Origin of the sequence: Streptomyces sp. SS1-1 (assembly GCF_008973465.1) — a bacterium.
Lineage (GTDB): Bacteria > Actinomycetota > Actinomycetes > Streptomycetales > Streptomycetaceae > Streptomyces.
In genome coordinates this window covers 3,812,752-3,832,301 of sequence record NZ_WBXN01000004.1, presented here as the reverse complement: position 1 = coordinate 3,832,301, position 19,550 = coordinate 3,812,752, and the positions used below count along the sequence as shown (strand labels likewise).

The window sequence follows — 19,550 nt, the reverse complement described above, 5'->3', positions numbered from 1 at the left end:
CCCTCAGGGGACGCGAGTGCCCTGTGTCTGGCCGAGGAGGCGGGTCATCTCCTCGGCGGCCCGTACGGCCGCGTCCCCGCAGCAGTTGTTGAACAGCACGTGCAGGGCGTCCACCCGGCCGGCCAGCGTCTCCAACCGGGGCAGCCACTCGCGCAGTTCGCCCTCGTCGTAGCAGTGCCGGAAGCGCTCCTCCTTGCTGCCCGTCCCCCAGTGGGCGCTGCGGCCGTGGAACCGCTCGACCGAGAGCCGGGGCGAGGTGACCGGGGCGACCGGCGGCACGGAGGCGGGCAGCGTCTGCGTCATGTCCACCGCGACCGCCGCCATCCCGTGCCGGGTGAGCAACGCCCGCGTCACCTCCGCCTGTTCGCCCCGCCACCACGCCGGATGCCGGAACTCCACGCTCACCGGCCATCCCCGCGTCCGTCGCGCGGTCTGCTCCAGGAACGCCTCCGCCCGCGCGCCGGGCCGGAACCACGGCGGGAACTGGAACAGCACGGCACCCAGCCGCCCGGCCCGCCGCAGCGGCGCGATCCCCGCCGTGAACCGCGCCCACACCTCGTCCAGGAGACGCGGGTCCCGCGCGTCGGCCGGCCACCCCCGCGGCATCAGGGCCGGCCGTGTCGGATGGCCGGTCAGCAGGGAGAACGCCTTCACGTCGAACACGAAGCCGTCCGGCGTCCGCTCCGCCCACAGGGCGCTGTTCCGTTCACCGGGCAGCGCGTAGTACGTCGCGTCGACCTCGACCACAGGGAACCGCTCGGCGTAGTGCCGCAACCGCCCCTCGGCGTCCCGCCGCCCCACCGGGTACCAGCCGCTGCCGACCAGCGCCCGGTCCGTCCACGAACACGTGCCCACCAGGATGTCGCCCATGGGACGGCGGTTACCCGCACACCCGGCGGCCAGACGTGCCGGCCCGCCGTCTGCGGATGTGGCCTCCGGTCCCCGCGCGTAGTCTGGTCCGGGTACATCCGGTGCGCCGCAGGCGCGAACTCGCAGGTCACGCGTGTGCCCCCCACCCGTTCGGTGGCTGAGGCACGCCAGGACGAGCGGAGGACCAACCATGGGTACAGTCACCACCGACGACGGCACCACGATCTTCTACAAGGACTGGGGTCCACGCGACGGCGAGCCGATCGTCTTCCACCACGGCTGGCCGCTGAGCGCCGACGACTGGGACAACCAGATGCTGTTCTTCCTGTCGCACGGCTACCGGGTCATCGCCCACGACCGGCGGGGCCACGGCCGGTCGACGCAGACCGCCGACGGCCACGAGATGGACACGTACGCGGCCGACGTCGCCGCCCTCACCGACGCGCTCGATCTGCGGGACGCGGTCCACATCGGGCACTCCACGGGCGGCGGCGAGGTCGCCCGCTATGTCGCCCGCGCCAAGCCCGGCCGGGTCTCCAAGGCCGTGCTGGCCGGTGCCGTACCGCCGATCATGGTCAAGTCGGAGAGCAACCCGGGCGGTACGCCGATCGAGGTGTTCGACGGGTTCCGCGCGGGCGTCGCCGCCAACCGGGCGCAGCTCTACGTCGACGTGCCGTCGGGGCCGTTCTACGGCTTCAACCGCCCCGGCGCGGAGGTCTCGCAGGGTGTGATCGACAACTGGTGGCGGCAGGGCATGATGGGCGCCGCCAACGCCCACTACGAATGCGTCAAGGCGTTCTCCGAGACCGACTTCACCGAGGACCTGAAGCGGATCGACGTCCCGGTGCTGGTCATGCACGGCACCGACGACCAGGTCGTCCCGTACGAGGACTCGGCCCCGCTGTCGGCGAAGCTGCTGAAGAACGCCACGCTCAAGACGTACGAGGGCTATCCGCACGGGATGCTGACGGTCCACGCGGACGTCCTCAACCCGGACATCCTGGAGTTCATCCGGTCCTGACGCCGGTGGCGGCCGGCGCGGGTCAGCGCACCGGGAAGCCGCAGGTGTAGCCCTGCTCCGCGAGCCACGGCAGGACGCGGCGCAGGGCCTCGACGGTCTGGGAGCGGTCGCCGCCGGCGTCGTGGAACAGCACGGTCGGCCCGTTGGCCAGCTCCCGCTGCACGGTGGCGACGATGGCGTCCGCGCCCGGCTGCTCGAAGTCCTTGGTGTCGACGTTCCAGCCGAGCGGCCGCATCCCGCGCGAGGCGGCGAGCTTGCGGCTGTAGGGGGTGAACGCCCCGCCGGGCGCCCGGTAGTACATCGGCCGGACGCCGCCGGACGCCTTGGTGATCATGCGTTCGGCGTCGAGGATCTGCCGCGACTGGTAGGTCTGCGCGTTCTTGTCCATGGCGGTGTCGTGGGACACCGAGTGGTCGCACAGCCGGTGCCCCTCGGCGACGACCTTCTTCACGAGGTCCGGGTACGCCTCGGCCTGCGTGCCGACCATGCAGAACGTAGCCTTCACACCGTTCTCGCGCAGTACGTCGAGGACCTGCGGGGTCCATTTCGGGTCGGGGCCGTCGTCGATGGTGATGTTGACGCCGCGCGGCCCCTTCTCCGAGGCGTGCGCGATGGTCACGTCGACGGGCTGGGCGGCGCGGTCCGCCGCGGCCGGCGCGGTCGCCCGGGGAGCCGCCTCGCCCGCGGCGCCGGCCTGCGCGGTCCACACCGACGCCCCCGTCGCCAGGATCGTCACGCCCAGCGCCGCCCCGACCAGCTTGCCGTACCAGCCGCGCCCGCCCCCGTGCCGTGCCATGTCCGCCCCGCTCTCCCGCTGTTGCCCGCCGCTGCCCGGTCACTGTGACCATCTGGCATGACGAGCGTGGGCGGCCCGGGGATCCGTCCGTTACCGATCACGGACAATCCCGGGGGCGTTCGGGGACAACCCGGCGGGGCGCGGCGCGCGGCGCCGTCCCGGCGGAGCGGTGGTCAGGCGGCGCGGCCGCGCCGTCCGCTCCGCTGGGGACGGGCGGCGGTCATGTCGTCCTCCCGGTCGTCCGTCTCCTCGGCCCAGACACCCTCGTCGTCCCCGAAGTCGGGGGCCTGGAAGGGCGTCGTGGTGGGAGGCGGAGAGGCCGCGCCGGTCCGGCGGGGCTGCCCCTCGTGGGGGGCGGAGAACAAGGACGTCGATTCGATGGGAGTTCTGCCTTTCGTGCAGGTCCCACGACGGGACCTGGGGTGCCGTGACCGGGCACCGGCGGCTACTAGAGCTTGGTCATCTTGGCGTACGGGCTTACGATCCGCATCTGGGAGGAGCCGAAGTCCACGAGCGCCGCGACCCCGTCCTCGATGCCGACCACCCGTCCGAGGCCGTACACATCATGGGTCACCTGATCGCCCATGGCGAAGTGTTTTGGAGCCGGCACGACCGGGGCCTTGAAGGGGCTGGTGGGCAGATGACGCTTCGGCGCCGGAGGCTTTGTCATGGCTCAGTATGCGCCTTCGCGCGGCCGCCCCGCTGTGGCCCTGGGCACAAGAAAGCCACAGATGCGGTCATGCACGCCGTTGACCTGGGCTTTCACAAATCCACATCGCGGCCGGATCAGAACTCCCGGTCGGCGATCATGGCGTTGCCGAAGACGTCGTACACCGACACGCGGCCCCGGTCGGCGTCCTTCCACGCGGCGAACGCCTCGGCGACCGCGTCGGCGGCCTCCAGGGGGTCCCGCAGGGGGTCCCGTACGGGTGTGCGGCCGCCGTTGATGTCGGTGGAGACGTAGGCGTCGCCCTTCTCCCCCACCCGGATGATCCGCTGGACCCGGCCGATGGCCTCCCGCTGCCGGGCGTCCCCGTGCCGCGCGACCCAGGCGCGCAGCTCCTGGGCGTTGTGCCGGGAGCGGGCCTGGTCAGGGTCGTCGGGCAGCACCCCCTGAGCCTCCCCGGGCGGCGCGGCGTCGCCGGAGGTGCAGGCCGTCGTGCCGGAAAGCAGGACGGCGCCCAGCACGAGCAGAGCGGCGGCGGTGCGGGGGGTGCGTCTCACGGGGCTCTCCATCACAGGGCGGGCGGGTCCGGGGACGTCAGGCTAACGGCACACCAACTGCCCCTTCACGGAGCGCGGTTGGAATGGCCGAAGGTCAGGGGCACGCCGAGGGCATTTCCTGGCAAACCAGGAGCAAGGGCGCGGCTAGGCTTGGCCGGTATGGAGCCGTCCGAGCGATCCGAGTCCGGTGGGGATAAGGCGTACTACGTCACCACCCCCATCTACTACGTCAACGACGCCCCGCACCTGGGCCACGCCTACACGACGCTCGCCGCCGACGTCCTCGCGCGCTGGCACCGGCAGCGCGGGGAGAAGGTCTGGTTCCTCACCGGCACGGACGAGCACGGCCAGAAGATCCTGCGCACCGCCACCGCACACGGGGTCTCCCCCCAGGAGTGGTGCGACCGGCTCGTGGAGGAGGCGTGGCAGCCGCTGTGGCGGCACCTGGAGATCTCGCACGACGACTTCATCCGCACCACGCAGCGCCGCCACACAGACCGCGTCCAGGAGTTCGTCCAGGACCTGTACGACAACGGAGAGATCTACAAGGACGACTACGAGGGCCCGTACTGCGTCCACTGCGAGGAGTTCAAGATCCCCGCCGAACTCCTCGACGGCGAGGGCGAGTACGCGGGCCAGAAGCTGTGCCCGATCCACCGCAGGCCCGTGGAACTCCTCCAGGAGGAGAACTACTTCTTCCGGCTGAGCGACTACCCCGAGCGGCTGCTCGCCCACTACGAGGCCCACCCGGAGTTCATCCAGCCCGAGTCCGCGCGCAACGAGGTCGTGAATTTCGTCCGGCAGGGCCTCCAGGACCTCTCCATCTCCCGCTCGACGTTCACCTGGGGCGTCCCGGTCCCGTGGGACGACCGGCACGTCATCTACGTCTGGGTGGACGCGCTGCTCAACTACGCGACGGCGGCGGGCTACAACGAGAACCCGGAGAAGTTCGCGACGACGTTCCCGGCGGACGTCCACCTGGTCGGCAAGGACATCCTCCGCTTCCACGCCGTCATCTGGCCCGCGATGCTCATGGCCAACGGGCTGCCGCTGCCCGGCCGGATCGTCGCCAACGGCTGGCTGCTGGTGGGCGGCGAGAAGATGAGCAAGTCCAACCTCACCGGCATCGGACCGCGCGACCTGACCTCGCACTTCGGCGTGGACGCGTACCGCTGGTACTTCCTGCGCGCGATCGCGTTCGGCCAGGACGGCACGTTCTCCTGGGAGGACTTCACCGCCCGCTACACCAGCGAGCTGGCCAACGACTTCGGCAACCTCGCCTCGCGCGTGGCGGCCATGGTCGGCCGGTACTTCGACGGCGAGCTCCCGGCGTCCACCGCCGACGGCGACGCCGAGGACGCGATCCGCACCGGCCTGACCAGGACGGTCACGGAGGCCGACCGCCGTATCGGCGAGGAACTGGACTTCCAGGGCGGCATCGCCGCGATCTTCGACTTCGTCAAGCAGGTCAACGGCTACCTCACCGAGCAGGAGCCGTGGAAGGTGGCGAAGGACGACAGCGCGACCGCCCGCGCCCGCCTCGCGACGATCCTGTACTCCGCCGCGGAGTCGCTGCGCGCCCTCGCCGTCCTCCTCCACCCGGTCATGCCGGAGACCGCCCAGCACCTCTGGACGTCCCTGGGCGCGGAACCCTCCCTCGGCCCCCTGCCCGCCCAGCGGATCCAGAACGCCGGAACGTGGGGCGCCCTGCCCCCCGGCACACGGATCACGAAGGGGCCGGCGCTGTTCCCGCGTCTGGAGGACGTGGAGCGGGGGTGAAGGGGGGCGCCGGCGGGGCCCGGGAGTCGGTTGGGGCTGGAGGCCGACAGGGCCCGGGCGGTCGGTCAGGGCTGAGGGGCCGACAGGGCCCCGCTGACCGGCTGGGGCCGGGTGGCCGGCTGGAGGCGGAAGGAGACGGCCTCCATCAGGCGCCGGTGCCGGGTCTTCTGCACGGCGGCGATCCGCCATCCCTCGCCGGGCCGGCGCACGACGGTGTACGTGGCGAGCTTCCCCAGCCGCCTCGGCCTGCCCCTGCCGACCTCGCCCCGGGCGACGACGACGGCCGTGTCGGGGCCGTGGAAGCGGACGTCGGTGATGGCGAGGGTGAGTTCCGTGCCCTTGAGGAAGCTGTCGAACAGGGCCTGATGGGCGCGGCCGATCTCCTGGCCGCCCCGGTAGACGGTGCCGGCGAAGGTCACGTCGGTCGCGTCGCCGGTGAAGCACCGGCCGTACGCGGCCCCGTCCCCGCGCCCCCACGCCGCCCGGCTCTCCTCGAGGAGCGCCAGGATCGCGGCGGTGTCGCGGCTGGTGTTCATCGGACCTCCCCGTGATAACTTCCTGCCGACAGTAACTGCCTACAGGATTTCTCTTCTTTAAGGAAGAGATTAGGAGGGGCTGGGACCCGTGTCAACGCCGACGCCACCCGCGCGACCCGACGCGCACCGCACCTACCGCCGCTATCTGAGCGCCGTGATGCTGCACGGCCACGCGGGAGCCAAGGCGTGCGGCCTCGGCGCCACCGACCTCTACGCCCTCAACGTCCTGGAGCTGTCCGGGGCGATGTCCCCCGGCGAACTGGCCGACCGCACGGGTCTGACGACCGGCCCCACGACCCGGCTGATCGACCGGCTCGAACGCGCCGGTTACGTCCGCCGCGTCCCCGACCCCACCGACCGCCGCAAGGTCACGGTGGAACCGGTCGGGCGCCCGGGAGAACTGGACCGGGTCATGACCCCGGCCCGGCAGCGGATCGCCGGGATCCTGGACGGCTACACCCCCGACCAACTGGACGTCCTGTACGACTACTTCACCCGGGCCGCCCGCGCGTACCAGGAGGCGGCGGAGGAACTGCGCGGCGAGGAGCCGGACGCCTCCTGAACCCTTCCGGGCCAGCCCGAGGACGGTATGCGAACCTGCGGACGGTATGCGGCAGCGAATGCCGACTCCCGGACGCCGGGAGGGCGTTGGCCTCCGGCCCCCTCCCTTGACCGCCTGGTCGCAAAGGCCGTTAAGCTGGCCGTCGAGTCGATCATGCTTTGTCCGGCGTGCGGTCCCCGGACGGCGCGTCGCGTACACGGGGGAAGCGATGAGTTCTGACATGGGTGACGCACGCCCTGTTTCCGCGCCGAACACCGGCCCGGATCCACGGACCGCCTACGGGATGCCCGCGACAGGGTCGTCCGGGGCGCCCGTCTCCCGGCCCGCCCGGCCCGTCGACGTCCGCGACCTCGATCCCGCGCCCGTCCGCCGGCCCTCGGCGGAGACGGGCGGCGGTATCCGGACGATGTCGGGCGGCGGCGACGGCACGGCCGGTGGTGTCCGGACGACCGATGAGACCGCCGCCGAGAAGGCCGACGGCGTCGGCAGCAGCCGCGACATCGACGGGGACCGGGGCGTGGACTACCTGGTCCACCACCCGTCCTGGCCCGCCGCGGAGACGCTCGCCGTGGACGACGGGCACTTCATGGGGCCGGGGACGGCCTGGCACGAACTGGTGGCGGTCGCGGACCAGTCCGCGGCGACGGGTGTCACCGACGCCGACGCCCGTCTGCTGCTGCTCATCCCCACCCTCGGTGACACGAGCCTCCCCGACGACGCGGCCCCCCCGTCTCACGGCCGCGCTCGACGCCCTCACCGCGATCGAGGAGCCCGCCGAGGTGGCGGGGATGCTCCTGGAGCACCAGGGCCAGTGGGAACCCGCCGACTGGAGACGCCGGGACGGCGTCTGGATCAACGACGGCGGCCACTCCTACCGCAACCCCGCGAACCCCTTCGCGCTGCCGGGGGGACGGCTGCGGGAGATCAGCGCCGCGCTGAACGGGGAGCGCCTGCACCCGGGTGAGCACGGGGCCACCGGCACCCCGTGAAGGCGGTGATCGCGCGGACCGGTCGCGGCGGTGGAGCGGAAGGGGGCAGGATCTGCGAGTGTCCGGCGACCGTCAGGGGGACCGCTCATGCCGTACAGCTCCGCGGAATGGCCCGCGCGCAGTCTGCTGGGGGTGCTGTCGCCACCGGCCCGTGCGGACGTGCTCGGGCTGGGCGTCGGGAAGCGGTTCGAGGCCGGGGACGTGCTGCTGAGCGAGGGGGCGACCGACCGGCACGTACTGGTGCTGCTCTCCGGCTTCGCCAAGGTGACGGCACGCGTCGAGAACGGCGAGACCTCGCTGCTCGCGGTCCGCGTGGGCGGTGACACCGTCGGCGAGATGGGGGCCGTGGACGGCTCGGCGCCGCGCTCGGCGACCGTGACGGCCTGCGGCCCGATGACGGCCCGGGTGCTGCGACCGGGCGCCCTGCACGAGTTGCTGACGCGGCGGCCCGAGGTGTCCGTGGCGCTGACCCGGATCATCGCCGACCGGCTCCGCTGGGCCAACCGCCGCCGTCTGGACTTCCGCGGCTACCCGGCCAAGGTCCGTCTGGCCCGCCTCCTGGTGGAACTGGCCGCCGCCTACGGGCACCCCGTGGACGGCGGAGTCGTGGTCGGCTGCCGCCTCACCCAGCCCGAACTCGCCGCGCTCACCGGTTCCGCCGAGACCACCGTCCACAAGGGCCTGCGCGAGCTGCGCCTGGACGGTCTGCTGGAGACCGGATACGCCACCACGACCATCCGCGACCTGCCCCGGCTCACGCGGCTGGCGGACCTGCCCCCCGAGTGAGACCGGGCGTCAGGCCAGCAGCGGGCGGGCCGTCACCAGCAGCCCGGCGCTGACGCCCATCACCGCCGTGCACAGCACCGCCAGCGTCAGGCACCGGTACTTGCGCACGGCCACCCCGGCGAGGAACCGGATCGTGCACGACAGCTCCTGGCGCAGCCGCTCCTCCTCCCCACCGGCACCGGCCGGCGGCAGCAGATCGGGCCCGGCCGCCAGGTGCGTGAAGCTGTAGCGGTTGACGCCGTGGGGCCGCAGCACCCGGGGCCGCAGGGCCGCCGCGAGCGACCCCGCTCCGCCCAATAGAGCGCACACGAAGAGCGTCAGCAGACTTCCGGCCACTACGCCCCGTACACCGCCGCTCTGCGCCGTGTGCAGGGCCTGCCCGCTCCATGATCCCGCCGTCCCCACCATCGCGGCCTGGGCGGCGGCCAGGATGCCGGCCTTGGTGTCGGCGTGCTGGTGCGTGGCCTGCAGGGCCTCGAACATCGCCTGCTCGGGGCGGCTCTCCGGTGCGGCGCCGATGGGCGGCATACGCGGTCCTCCTGCGGTGGGCGGTGCGGTCGGACCACCAGTAGGCACCGGGTGCGCGGCACGGCACCTCGCATTAATGCGGGATCTCGTATGACCGGTTATCGCCCTCGCCGGACATGTACCAGCCCGTAACTTCTGTCGCCCGCAGTATGTTTCCGCCCCCTTCCGCATCCCGTATTTCGACGGGGTCTCCCCACCGTTGAGGCGTGTACGACTGGCGTGCCGGCGTCCGCGAGTGGGGGGAGGCGGACGCCGGCGTGCCCAGCGCGCGCCCCCTGGACGCACGCGCACGGAGCGCGACTCCAAGCAATGAGCGGAGATTTCGATCATGGAAACGTTCGGTCGCAGACTGCTGCTGGCGGTCGACGCCAAGGGATACGGCGGTGTCGACGTACTGACGCAGCGCCAGTTCCAGGAGGCGATCCAGCGGCTGCTCGCCGAGGCCGCCCAGGCCGCCGGCCTGGAGCGGGAGCGGTGGGCCACGCAGGAGGGCGGTGACTCGGTGCTCGCCGTCCTGCCGGACGGGGCCTCCGAGCCCGCCCTCGTCGACCCCTTCATGCGGCACCTGGACGCCGGGCTGCGGGCCTTCAACCACGGGCGCCGGCCCGAGGCGTGGCTCCGGCTCCGGTCCGCCGTGCACTTCGGTACGGCCTCTCCGGCACCGACCGGGTTCGTCGGCCGGGCCCCGGTCGAGACGGGACGCATCCTGGACAGCGCGCCGCTGCGGTCGGCGCTGGCCGCGGTGCCGGACGCCTGCCTGGCCGTGGGGGTCTCCGCGACCGTCTTCAACGACGTGGTGCGCGAGGCGTACACGACCTTCCGCGCACAGGAGTTCCGCGAGGTGCGAATCACCGAGAAGGAGTACGCGGGGCGGGCCTGGCTCTGGGTGCCGGGCGCGGACCTCCACGCGCTCGACCTGGGCGGCGGCGAGGGCGGGACGGCCGGGGAGGGGAGCGCGTCGGACGGCAGGGGTGGTGAAGCTGTCGGTGCGCGCCCCCCGAACGCCCCAACTGCCCCATCCACCACGGTGGTTACCGTCAACACCGGAACCATCAACGCCGAGCGTGCCGTCTTCGGGATCCACAACTGAGTCCGACGGAACCGAGTGACGGCTGAGGATGGACGAGCAAGAGAGCGAACGGACCGGCCGGGGCGGCGCCCCGAACACCCCGGTCACCCCGGACGCGCCGGACGCGCCGGACTCCGCGGCCGGCCAGGAGCCGGCGGACGCGGCCCCCGCGACCGGCCCCGGACCGGCCAGGTCCGGACCCGCCGGTCCCGGGACACCCCACGACTCCGACGACTCCCTCGCGCCCGAAGGCCCCGAAGGCCCCGAAGGCCCCGACGACACGTCCGCCCGCGACGCCGGCGACGGCACGGGTGACACCGTGGCGCGGACGAAGGAGGAGGCCGCCGCGGAGAAGCAGCGGGCCGCCACCGCGAGCCAGGTGCACCACAACAACGTCAACCAGTACTTCCTCGGCGCCCTGAACTCCTCGGAGATGCACTTCGGCATCGGCGCCGCCGACTCCGCCCACGCCCGCCGCCGTGCCGTCGGCCGGCTCGACGCCGGCGAGGCGGACGCCGTCCTCGCGTCGTACGTCGAACCCGACTGCTTCGACGACGCCGTGACCGCGCTGCGGCGCGACGGTGTCGTCGTCCTCGTCGGGCCGTCCGGCACCGGCAAGCGCGCCGCGGCCGTGGCACTCGTCGCCACCGTCGCCGGGGGCAGCGACTACGTGGTCCTGTCCCCGGGCCGCAGCCTGGAGGAACTCGCCAACGGGCGCGTCGAGTTCACCGAGGGCGTCGGCTACGTCCTGCTCGACCGGATGCGGGAGGGCAGCGCCGCCACCGCCGACTTCGACTGGCGGCGGGTCCGCGACACCGTGCGCGAACACGGGGCGCACCTGGTGGTCACCACCGTGCACGAGGTGCAGGGCCGCGCCCCCGACGCCGTACGCCATGTGCCCTGGCGGGCGCCGGACCCGGCGGCCGTGCTGCGGGTGCGGCTCGTCCGGGCGCGGTGCGCGCCGGAGACCGTCGAGCGGGCCGTGGACCTGATGCCCGCCGGATGCCGGACCGCCGAGGTCGTGGCGGCGGCCGAGCGGATCGGCGCGGGCGCCGAGCCCGACGTCGTCTGGAAGGAGTACGGCAGCAACGCGGCGGCGCCCGTGCGGGAGTGGTTCGCCGCGGAACGCACCCCCCAGGAGTGGGCCGAGGTCACCACGCTCGCGTTCGTCACGGGCGCGGGCTTCCGCGACGTCGAGACCTGCCAGCAGCGACTGGAACGGCACGTCGCGCACGCCTTCGCCGAACCGACCGACGAGGAGGCCGCCGAGGCCGCCCGGCGCGCCGCCGACCGCCGTCTCTCCCTGTCCCGCAACACCCTGGTCACCGTCGAGGAGCGCGAGAACGGGGCGCTGACGCGCACCGCGCTCGTCTTCGCCCACCAGCAGTACCGGGCCTGGGTGCTGCGGGAGCTGTGGACCATGCGCTCGACCGCGTACTGGGACGGCGTGCGGGACTGGCTGAGCGGGCTGCTGCGCGACGGACGGGCCGATCTGGAGATGCAGCTCTCCATCGCCCAGGGGCTGGCCCTGCTCACCCCGTCCGCCTTCGAGGAGGTCGTCCAGAACTATCTGCACCCCTGGGCGTCCGGCGTGGCGGGCCCCGCCGGGCAGTCGACGGCGACCCTCGTGCTGCACTGCATGTGCCTCGACGAGAGCCTCGCCGCCGTGGCCCTCGGCGTGGCCCGTGACTGGGCCCGCTCCCCCGACCCGCTGGTCCGGTCCACGGCCGCCGCCGCGTTCAGCGGCCAGCTGGGCGTCCGTTTCCCCACGGACGCCGTGCACACCCTGCTGCGCCTGACCGGGCGGGGCGGCGGGGCCGCCTTCGCACTGGCCGGGCTGGTCGCGGTGCTCGCCGAGTGCCGGCAGGACACAGGCGCGGTGTTCCGGCCGCTCGCCTACCGGCTGCGCGCCCAGCGCGACCTGCTCGCGGGCCGCGCCAAGGAGGGCGTCCTCGACGCGGCGCTCACCGTCCTGCGGGCCCGCGACGCCCGCACCGGCCGCCCGGTCTGCGCCGACGTCCTGGTGCACAGCCCCGGCCAGACCGAGAAGGTCGGCGAGCTGTGGGCCGGGGTCCTGGGCAACCTGCCCCGCTGGCGGCGGGCCGTGGACGGGCTGTACGCCACGGTGGCCGCGCTGCCCTCGGCGTGCGACGACCCCGACCCGTTCGCCGTCCGGCTCGGCAGGGCCGTCGGCACCGCCCTGCGCCCCGACGAACGTCCCGCGCTCACGGCCGGTCTCGAAGCGGCCGTACGCCGCGCCGAGCGGACCGGCCCGGCGCCCGCCCATCTGATCCACCTCTTCGTTGACGCCGTACTGAGCACGGAGGACTGACAGGTATGGCCGAGAAATACCCGCTCGTCGAGCAGCGGGAATACACACGCGCCGGAAAACGCGGGGGCTTCCTGAGCCGGCGCGTCTCCCGCACCGACGACGAACTGCCCACGGTCGCCCCGCACCACGTGCGGGTCTTCCGGATCGGCGAGGCGTACGTCGAGGACCACGGACAGCTGCGCTCCGACGACCGCACGGTGGTCGACGCCAGCTCCGTCACCGTCGTCGACCGCCGGGTCGAGGTGCCCGTCGTCGTCGAGACCAGCATCCCGTCCGGCGAGGTCGGCGAGTTCACCGTACGGACCACCTTCTACTGCACCGTCGTCGACGCCTGCGCGGTCGTCCGCGACGGCATCACCGACGTGGAGGCCCTGCTCCTGAGCCATCTGCGGTCGGTGCCCGGGTTCGTCGAGGACGGCAGCGACCGTGCGATCGTCGACTCGCTCGCCGTGCGCGACCGGATCGACGCCCGGCTCACGGCGTACCAGGAGATGCGCCCGACCGTGCTGTCCGGGCTGCGCGCCCGGCACGGAGCGGTCGAGGTCCTCACCCCGGCGGAGCTGGCCGACGCCCTCGCGAAGGAGGAGGAGGGCCGCCGCAGGCTGGAGTGGACCCGGGAACGGGAGGAACGCGAGCAGGAGGCGAACCTGCGCCGGGCCCTGCTGGAGACCGAGCTGGAGATCCGGCGGGAGGAACTGCGCAACATCACCGCCGTGAGCAAGGAACGCAACCGGCAGGAGGAGGAGCGGCTGCGCAACCGCTACCAGCGCGACGAGGACACCGTCCAGCAGGAGCACGACCTGCTGCGGCAGGCCGAACGCAACCGCGCCACCCGCGCGGAACTCGTGGAGGACTACCGCCTGATCGGCGCCGACCCCACCGCCGCCGACTTCCTGGCCCTGCGCTCCGGCGACATCACCAGCGACGAACTGGCCCAGCGGCTGGACAGCAGGCGCCGGACCGACCACGAGGCCGACCTGCAGCGGCTCTCCGTCGACCGGGAGGACGAACGCTGGAAGCTCGAACGCGACGACCGGCTCCACGAGTTGACCCGCGCCGACCGGCGCGAGGACGCGGTGGAGCAGCGCCGTGAGGAACTGCGCCGCTGGGAGGCCGACCGCGAGGACGAGCTGCGGCGCCGCGAGGAGGCACGCGCCGACGAGGAACGGCGCCGGCGCGACGAACGCGAATGGGCCAGGGAGGTGCTCAACGTGAAGGCCACGCTCAGCAAGGAGGCCATCGCCCGCGGCCTGTTCGACGGCGTGCCGAGCGGGCCCGGCGACTTCATCAACGAGGTCGGCGAGGTGACGGTCAAACCGCAGTCCGGCGGGCGGGCGCTGCCGGAGGAGGACGCGGCGGGTGAACTGGAGGGCGCCGCACGGACCTCCGGCGCCGGTGCCCGCGCCCGCCGCGACACCGGCCTCGACGACGACGGCGAGCTCGACCTCGGCGGCACCGACTCGGAGGCGAGCCTTGGCCACTGACACACCTCTGCGCCCGTACGACAGCGCGCCGATGGACGACGACCGGAGCGCGGTCCGCCCGATCCCTCCGGGCACCGGACCGGCCGCGCGGCTGCGCCGGCTCATCGGCATCCGCGAGGAACTCCTCGCCTGGGTGCCGGAGGAACGCACCCGCTACACCTGGTACGGCGCGATCGTCTTCAACACCGCCCTGGTCGGCTCCCTGTCGATGGCCCTGGCGCTCGGCAGCTTCCGCTCCGACCTGCCCCTGGCGGCCGTGCTCCTGGTCGCGGCCGTCTGGTTCTGGGTGGTCCTCGTGATGGACAGCTGGCTGGTGTCCAGCACCCACGGCACGGCGGTCAAGAAGTGGTCGCTCGGTCTGCGGCTGCTGCTGTCGGTGCTGCTGGGCCTGTTCATCGCCGAACCGATCCTGTTCCAGATCTTCGACAAGGAGATCCGCCAGGAGATCGCCGTCGGCAACGACCAGAAGGTCGCCGACTACCGGGGCATGCTCGTCGCCTGCAACCCGACCGACGGCGCCTCCACCGCGGACCGCCCGGACTGCCGGCGCTACCAGCTCAAGATCGCCGGGTCCCCGGCGGAGCTGTCCCAGCAGACGGCGAGCAACACGTCCCGCGCGAAGGCGCTGGAGACGCAGGTCGCCTCCATCAACCGGACGCTCAAGGACAAGATGGCGGCCGAGCAGCGGCTGTGCGGCCGGGACAACTGGATCTTCCGGAACGGCGTCAGGGACGTCACCATCACCTGCGAACGGGCCCGCGAGGACTCCTCGTCGTACCGCACGACCAGCAAGATCGACACGTACGAGAAGCAGCTCGCCGCGCTGCGGGCCGAGGGGCAGACCCTCGCGGAGAAGAAGAACAGGGCGGCGGAGACCTACCAGCCGCTCCTCCAGCGGGCCATCGACACCAAGACCCGGGAACGCGCGGCCGACCTGGACACCGACGGCATCCTCACCCGGGCCCACGGCCTGAAGGCGGTCGCCGGAGCGGACGGCTTCGCCCTCTTCCTGACGGTCGTCCTGCACCTGCTGCTCCTGGGCTTCGACGCCCTGCCCGTCCTCGCCAAGTTCATGAGCGGCAGCACGATGTACGACACCCTGCTCGGCGCCCGCTTCGAGGCCAGCCGCCGGCTGCACAGCGACGAGCTGCAGGTACGGCACGAGTGCGCGCGGATGGAACACGGCGTGCAGCGCCACCGCGTCGAACTGGACACCAGCGACCGGATGCAGACCCTGGACCACCAGTACCGGGCGGCCCAGGCGGAACGCACCGTCAGGGAACGCGCGGAACTGGACGCCCGGACGGAGCGCATACTGCGCGCCCGGCACGCGTGAACGCGGACGGGGGGCGGGCCGGTGACCGGCCCGCCCCCCGTCCGTGCCGGGGTTCGGTTCAGCTGAAGGGAACCGCGTCCTTCGGCGCCGTGTGCCAGTTGGTGACGATCGCCTTGTCGACCGTGATGCTGCCGACCTTCAGGGAGACCGGGTTCGCGTCCGAGTCGTCGACGGCGACGATGATGGAGTCCAGCTCCTTGCCGCCGTTCGTGTTGCTGGTCTTCGGGTTCACCCCGGCGTACGCGGTCGTGCCCCCGGACAGCTTGATCGGCTCACCGACGGCCTGCTCCGCGGGGCCCGCCTCGGTGCCGTCCGACCCGAAGGCCACGACCGGGTGGGTGCCGGGCAGGTAGCAGGTGATCCCCGGCTTGGCCTTGGCCATGACCAGGATGTAACCGCCCGCCTGGCTCTCGGACCGGGTGCTCCACGTGATGTCGTTGGCACCGCACCCCTGCTCGACCGGCACCCGCGTACCGTCACCGGCGTCCACCCCGGAACCCGCGCCCGCCGAGTCGTCGCTCCCCTGACCCTTCGCACCGGACCCCTTGCCGCTGCCCGCGCCCGCCGAACCGGACGGCGTGGCCGACGCGGCGGAGCTCGACGCCGGCGCGGAACTCTGCGCGGCCCCGGTGTCCTTGGTGGCGTCCCCGTCCTCGCATGCGGTCATCAGCAGGGTGCCTCCGACGAGGGCGGCGGAGACGAGAAGGGCCTTGCGGTGGTGGGTGCGGAACATCGGATCCCCCTGGAAGAACAGTGGTCAGTCGTCAGTGGTCAGTCGTCAGTGATCGTTCAAGAAGAAGCCGCTCCCGGCGGCTCCGTGGTCACTCGATCACTATGAGGGCCCCACGAGCCGGAAGGCTCCGCTCGCGGTCGTTCCAGGACACCGTTGTCACAGACTGCGGACATGATGAAGGAGATGTGTGGGAGCGTGCCCAGCGGGATCGTGCCCAGCGCTGGGCGGGGTCAGGTCCTCACTTCGAGGACCTGGCACTCAGGGAGTTCAGCAGCGCGGCGCCCCGTTCGGCGTCGTCCACGCTCACGGCGAAGTCCTTGCCCTTCGCGCGGATGACCAGGCATTCACCGCGGCGCAGCATGACGGTGGTGCCGAGCCGGCTCAGCCGGTAGCCCCATCCCCCCACCTGAGCCGGCGTGCGGTGCTCGACGCGGGCCACCTCGATGTCCTGGACGGCCCAGCGCCGCGCCGGCCAGCCCAGCGGCCCGAAGGACACCCTCAACCCGTCCTCGCCGACCCGCGCCTGCACCGAGGCGCAGCCGAGAACGAGCACCGAGGCGAGCACGAAGGGCACGATGAAGGACAGCGCCCGGCGCGGCTCCGCGAGCCCGCCCACCGCGGCCACGACAGCGGCCAGCGCCACGAGCCCCGTGACGGCGGACGTCAGGTGGAGCCACGGATTGGACGTGCGGGAGAACCACACCAGCCGCTGGCCTTCGGGGAGGTCCATGCTCGGGCCGTCCGCCGCCCGGCTCGGTGCCGCGGGGCCGTTCCGGGTCGCGAGCCAGGCGAGCGTGCCCGCCATGGCCGCCACGGCGACCGTCGCCACGACCCAGCCCGTCACCGAACCGGCCTCCCGCCAGTCGGACCGGTCCAGGTTGGCGCGCACGATCGACGCCTGCGCGCCGACCAGGAGGACACCCCCGGTCGCGAGCGTGACCGCCGTCCCTCCGCGGACCGGTCCGATGGACCGCGGCCCCGTACGCCGCGACGCGAACGCCAGCCCCGTGGCCAGCACCGTCCATATGAGGGCGGGGATGAGCGCGGCCGCCCACAACGGCATCGAACCGTCAGGCTCTCCCGACCCGCCCCAGTGCGTCGCCAGCGTCTCCGGCAATCGCTCTCGCGCGGCGAGGGGCATCCCCGCCAGCAGGAGCAGGATCCCGCCGCACCACCCGACAAGCCCCATGTGGTCCCACGGCCGCGGCCCGAGTGCTTCACGGAATCCCCCTGATCATCTCGATGAGATCGGTCCTGCTGTACCCGAGACGTGCCGCTTCGGCCACCAGGTCGCCCACGCGGTCCAGCAGTACGGAGCGCCGGTCGGCCCCGTCGGCCACCGTCACCCCGCGACCGCGCCGGAACTCGAGAACGCCCTCGTCACGCAGTGCCCGGAGGCCGCGCAGCACGGTGTTGGCGTTGACGCCGAGTGCTTGTGAAAGGTCACGCGCGGGAGGCAGCCGGTCCCCCGGACCGCACTCCCCCTCGGCGATGGCGCGCCGGATCGCGCCGGCCACCTGCTCATACAGGGGGCGATGGTCCGCGACGTCCAGTCTCAGCAGCATGATGCTACTGATGCTAGCACCATCCACTCCAAGCGGGGTGCATGGGCGGCCGGGGGGACCCGTCACCCGGAACCGGGAAGGCGCGGGGCAGACTCTTCTGTTCAAGGCCCTACGACAAGAGGACGCGCCACACATGATCACGCTCACGAAGGAAAGCGGTCCGGCAGACCTGGACGGAGTGACGCACCTGTCCATCGGTGTCTCCTGGGACCCCACCGCCGGCAGCAGCGGCGGAGTGCTGGGCAAGCTGCGCCGCAAGAGCGGCACCGACCTCGACCTGATCGCCGTCGCGATGCAGGGCGGCGACCCGGTGCGCCTGGCCGGACTCGACTCGCTCGACCCGATGGGCAACGGCTCGCTGGTCCACAGCGGCGACAACCAGACCGGGCACGGAGACGGCGACGACGAGACGGTGACCGTCGAATTCGCCAGGATCCCGCCCCACATCACGTCGATCGTGTTCATCGCCGCCGCGTACAAGAAGGGCAGCTCCTTCCAGAAGGCGCGCAACATCAGCTTCAAGGTCTACGACGCGACCGGCGGCAGCTCCGAGCAGGTGGCCGACATCTGGCCGAGCCTGCTCTCCCAGGACAACGGCTGCGCCGTGGCCAAGGCGATGCGCGTCGGCGGGAGTTGGAAGCTCGAGGTGATCAACACGACCGGCAAGATCAAGCAGGGCGACGAGCACGCCCTGATGCGCTTCGCCGTCAGCAAGTAGGACAGTCCCGCCTCCGCCCCGTCGGCGCCGCCTTCCCACGGACCCGCCGGCCCCGCCCGTTCGTACCAGAACGGCAACAGGGGAGGAGCCCGCCGAGGAGTGGGAGGAGAGGGCCGACGCGTCACCCCGGACGGACGCCCAGGCCGCCGAGAGCTTGCCCGCGGAGCAGTCGGCGGCCGGCCACGGGACCAGCACCGAGGCCCCCTTCGACCTCTCCGACCGGCGGATTCCCATGTGCACGCGGGGCGCGGGCCGGTTCTGATAGACCTCGGCATCGGCTTCCTCGGGGTGCGGACGCGCCGCCGCCGAGCATCTCGCGACGGGCCCATCGCCCCTCTGTCGGACCGCAGTTGGACTTCCAGCGTCCCCCTCGGGGCGCTTGTCCCCCGCGAACATACTCGGTATACATACTCGGTATGTCCATCCGTCACGGGCTTCTCGCCCTCCTCGAACACGGCCCGCGCTACGGCTCACAGCTCCGGACGGAGTTCGAGTTCCGCACCGGCTCCACCTGGCCGCTCAACGTGGGCCAGGTCTACACGACGCTCAGCCGGCTCGAACGCGACGGCATGGTCGTGCAGGACGGTGAGGACGAGGCCGGCCACCCGCTGTACGCGATCACCGACAGCGGTCGCGCCGAACTCCGCGACTGGTTCGCGCACCCCGTCGACCGCACCAGCCCGGCCCGTGACGAGCTGGCCATCAAGCTCGCCATGGCCGTCGGGGCGCCAGGGGTCGACATCCGTGACGTCATCCAGTCCCAGCGCCGGCACACCGTGAAGGCCATGCAGGACTACACCCGGCTGAAGGCGCAGGCCCTCACCGCCGTGGAGAAGAACGGCGACCGGGAGCGGGACGACATCGCCTGGCTCCTCGTCCTGGAGCAGCTGATCTTCCAGACCGAGGCCGAGGCGCGCTGGCTCGACCACTGCGAGTCCCGGCTGATCCGCCTCTCGTCGACCGCCCGGACGGCGGGGACGGGAGCGGCGGAGACGGGGACGCGAGCGGCGGCCGGGGCAGAGAAGGCCGCACGCCACCGCCCGTGACGTCCGACCTTCACGACCGGCCCGACCCTGAGCACCCGAACGACCGAACGCCCGAACGCCCGAGCACCCGGGCTCACAGGGCCGACCGAGTCCACCGGCCCCGCCCGTCCACGCGTAGCACCTGAAGACCCCGGACCACCCGACCAGACCCATACCGTCCGCACGGCGCTGCCGAC

22 protein-coding genes are annotated in these 19,550 nt (G+C 72.6%); 11 read left to right on the top strand and 11 right to left on the bottom strand.

All coding sequences use genetic code 11. The annotated features are described in order from the left end of the window. Positions 1-3 precede the first annotated feature (3 nt). Entirely contained in the window at positions 4-870 is an 867-nt protein-coding gene (locus tag F8R89_RS18920) for a DUF72 domain-containing protein (protein WP_151785078.1), read from the bottom strand. 190 nt (positions 871-1,060) lie between these two features. On the opposite strand from F8R89_RS18920, the gene F8R89_RS18915 reads away from it, so the two are divergent. Beyond that, positions 1,061-1,891 carry an alpha/beta fold hydrolase gene (locus F8R89_RS18915; RefSeq protein ID WP_151785077.1) on the top strand — a complete coding sequence of 277 codons (831 nt, stop codon included), beginning with the start codon at positions 1,061-1,063 and terminating at the stop codon, positions 1,889-1,891. Positions 1,892-1,913: 22 nt separating this feature from the next. On the opposite strand, the gene F8R89_RS18910 is transcribed toward F8R89_RS18915, so the two are convergent. The 4 genes from F8R89_RS18910 to F8R89_RS18895 form a co-directional block, all read right to left on the bottom strand. Then, positions 1,914-2,687, bottom strand: a complete 774-nt coding sequence (locus F8R89_RS18910; protein WP_151785076.1) for a polysaccharide deacetylase family protein — start codon at positions 2,685-2,687, stop codon at positions 1,914-1,916. A 173-nt stretch (positions 2,688-2,860) separates the two neighbouring features. Beyond that, complete coding sequence (locus tag F8R89_RS18905; RefSeq protein WP_151785075.1) at positions 2,861-3,052, bottom strand: hypothetical protein; 192 nt, start codon at positions 3,050-3,052, stop codon at positions 2,861-2,863. A gap of 83 nt (positions 3,053-3,135) precedes the next feature. After that, positions 3,136-3,357 (bottom strand): hypothetical protein, encoded by a 222-nt coding sequence (locus F8R89_RS18900; protein ID WP_055621205.1) that lies wholly within the window; start codon positions 3,355-3,357, stop codon positions 3,136-3,138. A gap of 116 nt (positions 3,358-3,473) precedes the next feature. Beyond that, complete coding sequence (locus F8R89_RS18895; RefSeq protein ID WP_225994433.1) at positions 3,474-3,911, bottom strand: hypothetical protein; 438 nt, start codon at positions 3,909-3,911, stop codon at positions 3,474-3,476. 159 nt (positions 3,912-4,070) lie between these two features. Here F8R89_RS18895 and metG point away from each other — a divergent pair, with 159 nt between their 5' ends. After that, on the top strand, positions 4,071-5,690 hold the full coding sequence (gene metG / locus F8R89_RS18890) for a methionine--tRNA ligase (RefSeq protein ID WP_151785073.1): 1,620 nt from the start codon (positions 4,071-4,073) through the stop codon (positions 5,688-5,690). Between the two features lie 65 nt (positions 5,691-5,755). Here the strand turns inward: metG and F8R89_RS18885 are convergent, their stop codons facing one another. Further along, entirely contained in the window at positions 5,756-6,226 is a 471-nt protein-coding gene (locus F8R89_RS18885) for an SgcJ/EcaC family oxidoreductase (RefSeq protein WP_151785072.1), read from the bottom strand. Between the two features lie 88 nt (positions 6,227-6,314). Between F8R89_RS18885 and F8R89_RS18880 the strand changes: the two genes are divergently transcribed. Continuing rightward, on the top strand, positions 6,315-6,788 hold the full coding sequence (locus tag F8R89_RS18880) for a MarR family winged helix-turn-helix transcriptional regulator (RefSeq protein WP_225994432.1): 474 nt from the start codon (positions 6,315-6,317) through the stop codon (positions 6,786-6,788). A gap of 522 nt (positions 6,789-7,310) precedes the next feature. Here F8R89_RS18880 and F8R89_RS36795 read toward each other — a convergent pair. Further along, complete coding sequence (locus tag F8R89_RS36795) at positions 7,311-7,472, bottom strand: hypothetical protein (protein WP_225994431.1); 162 nt, start codon at positions 7,470-7,472, stop codon at positions 7,311-7,313. A gap of 11 nt (positions 7,473-7,483) precedes the next feature. Here F8R89_RS36795 and F8R89_RS36790 point away from each other — a divergent pair, with 11 nt between their 5' ends. Then, entirely contained in the window at positions 7,484-7,777 is a 294-nt protein-coding gene (locus F8R89_RS36790; RefSeq protein WP_225994430.1) for a hypothetical protein, read from the top strand. Positions 7,778-7,864: 87 nt separating this feature from the next. Continuing rightward, positions 7,865-8,563: a Crp/Fnr family transcriptional regulator gene (locus tag F8R89_RS18870; protein WP_151785071.1), complete on the top strand. Its 699-nt coding sequence runs from the start codon at positions 7,865-7,867 to the stop codon at positions 8,561-8,563. A gap of 9 nt (positions 8,564-8,572) precedes the next feature. On the opposite strand, the gene F8R89_RS18865 is transcribed toward F8R89_RS18870, so the two are convergent. Beyond that, on the bottom strand, positions 8,573-9,091 hold the full coding sequence (locus F8R89_RS18865; RefSeq protein ID WP_151785070.1) for a Pycsar system effector family protein: 519 nt from the start codon (positions 9,089-9,091) through the stop codon (positions 8,573-8,575). A gap of 328 nt (positions 9,092-9,419) precedes the next feature. On the opposite strand from F8R89_RS18865, the gene F8R89_RS18860 reads away from it, so the two are divergent. Genes F8R89_RS18860 through F8R89_RS18845 form a run of 4 tightly spaced genes read left to right on the top strand, consistent with a single transcriptional unit; the run spans position 9,420 to position 15,312 of the window. Next, positions 9,420-10,181, top strand: coding sequence for a hypothetical protein (locus tag F8R89_RS18860; RefSeq protein WP_151785069.1), 762 nt, complete (start codon positions 9,420-9,422; stop codon positions 10,179-10,181). Positions 10,182-10,209: 28 nt separating this feature from the next. Next, positions 10,210-12,492, top strand: a complete 2,283-nt coding sequence (locus F8R89_RS37115) for a hypothetical protein (RefSeq protein WP_151785068.1) — start codon at positions 10,210-10,212, stop codon at positions 12,490-12,492. Positions 12,493-12,497: 5 nt separating this feature from the next. Beyond that, positions 12,498-13,976, top strand: a complete 1,479-nt coding sequence (locus tag F8R89_RS18850; RefSeq protein WP_151785067.1) for a hypothetical protein — start codon at positions 12,498-12,500, stop codon at positions 13,974-13,976. Next, positions 13,966-15,312, top strand: coding sequence for a DUF4407 domain-containing protein (locus F8R89_RS18845; protein ID WP_151785066.1), 1,347 nt, complete (start codon positions 13,966-13,968; stop codon positions 15,310-15,312). Before F8R89_RS18850 ends, F8R89_RS18845 begins: the two co-directional genes overlap by 11 nt. Before the next feature lie 58 nt (positions 15,313-15,370). Here F8R89_RS18845 and F8R89_RS18840 read toward each other — a convergent pair whose 3' ends face one another. The 3 genes from F8R89_RS18840 to F8R89_RS18830 all read right to left on the bottom strand — a co-directional run bounded on the left by F8R89_RS18840 (position 15,371) and on the right by F8R89_RS18830 (position 17,610). Then, positions 15,371-16,045, bottom strand: a complete 675-nt coding sequence (locus F8R89_RS18840) for a DUF4232 domain-containing protein (RefSeq protein ID WP_151785065.1) — start codon at positions 16,043-16,045, stop codon at positions 15,371-15,373. Between the two features lie 238 nt (positions 16,046-16,283). Next, positions 16,284-17,234 carry a DUF1648 domain-containing protein gene (locus tag F8R89_RS18835; protein WP_151785064.1) on the bottom strand — a complete coding sequence of 317 codons (951 nt, stop codon included), beginning with the start codon at positions 17,232-17,234 and terminating at the stop codon, positions 16,284-16,286. 28 nt (positions 17,235-17,262) lie between these two features. After that, positions 17,263-17,610 (bottom strand): GntR family transcriptional regulator, encoded by a 348-nt coding sequence (locus F8R89_RS18830; RefSeq protein ID WP_151785063.1) that lies wholly within the window; start codon positions 17,608-17,610, stop codon positions 17,263-17,265. Positions 17,611-17,743: 133 nt separating this feature from the next. On the opposite strand from F8R89_RS18830, the gene F8R89_RS18825 reads away from it, so the two are divergent. Both F8R89_RS18825 and F8R89_RS18820 read left to right on the top strand, forming a co-directional pair. Continuing rightward, a complete protein-coding gene (locus tag F8R89_RS18825) occupies positions 17,744-18,328 on the top strand; it encodes a TerD family protein (RefSeq protein ID WP_151785062.1) in 585 nt (194 codons plus the stop codon). 416 nt (positions 18,329-18,744) lie between these two features. Then, positions 18,745-19,374, top strand: coding sequence for a PadR family transcriptional regulator (locus tag F8R89_RS18820; protein ID WP_151785061.1), 630 nt, complete (start codon positions 18,745-18,747; stop codon positions 19,372-19,374). Positions 19,375-19,550 lie beyond the last annotated feature (176 nt).

Coding starts and splice junctions, on each gene's coding strand:
- F8R89_RS18915 (WP_151785077.1), top strand. CDS start 1,061: ATGGGTACAGTCACCACCGACGACGGCACCACGATCTTCTACAAGGAC.
- F8R89_RS18835 (WP_151785064.1), bottom strand. CDS start 17,234: ATGGGGCTTGTCGGGTGGTGCGGCGGGATCCTGCTCCTGCTGGCGGGG.
- F8R89_RS36795 (WP_225994431.1), bottom strand. CDS start 7,472: ATGAGCAGCAGCAGACGGGCGTCGGCGTCGGTGACACCCGTCGCCGCG.
- F8R89_RS18860 (WP_151785069.1), top strand. CDS start 9,420: ATGGAAACGTTCGGTCGCAGACTGCTGCTGGCGGTCGACGCCAAGGGA.
- F8R89_RS18870 (WP_151785071.1), top strand. CDS start 7,865: ATGCCGTACAGCTCCGCGGAATGGCCCGCGCGCAGTCTGCTGGGGGTG.
- F8R89_RS37115 (WP_151785068.1), top strand. CDS start 10,210: ATGGACGAGCAAGAGAGCGAACGGACCGGCCGGGGCGGCGCCCCGAAC.
- F8R89_RS18825 (WP_151785062.1), top strand. CDS start 17,744: ATGATCACGCTCACGAAGGAAAGCGGTCCGGCAGACCTGGACGGAGTG.
- F8R89_RS18850 (WP_151785067.1), top strand. CDS start 12,498: ATGGCCGAGAAATACCCGCTCGTCGAGCAGCGGGAATACACACGCGCC.
- F8R89_RS18830 (WP_151785063.1), bottom strand. CDS start 17,610: ATGCTGCTGAGACTGGACGTCGCGGACCATCGCCCCCTGTATGAGCAG.
- F8R89_RS18865 (WP_151785070.1), bottom strand. CDS start 9,091: ATGCCGCCCATCGGCGCCGCACCGGAGAGCCGCCCCGAGCAGGCGATG.
- metG (WP_151785073.1), top strand. CDS start 4,071: ATGGAGCCGTCCGAGCGATCCGAGTCCGGTGGGGATAAGGCGTACTAC.
- F8R89_RS18910 (WP_151785076.1), bottom strand. CDS start 2,687: ATGGCACGGCACGGGGGCGGGCGCGGCTGGTACGGCAAGCTGGTCGGG.
- F8R89_RS18840 (WP_151785065.1), bottom strand. CDS start 16,045: ATGTTCCGCACCCACCACCGCAAGGCCCTTCTCGTCTCCGCCGCCCTC.
- F8R89_RS18885 (WP_151785072.1), bottom strand. CDS start 6,226: ATGAACACCAGCCGCGACACCGCCGCGATCCTGGCGCTCCTCGAGGAG.
- F8R89_RS18900 (WP_055621205.1), bottom strand. CDS start 3,357: ATGACAAAGCCTCCGGCGCCGAAGCGTCATCTGCCCACCAGCCCCTTC.
- F8R89_RS18820 (WP_151785061.1), top strand. CDS start 18,745: ATGTCCATCCGTCACGGGCTTCTCGCCCTCCTCGAACACGGCCCGCGC.
- F8R89_RS18920 (WP_151785078.1), bottom strand. CDS start 870: ATGGGCGACATCCTGGTGGGCACGTGTTCGTGGACGGACCGGGCGCTG.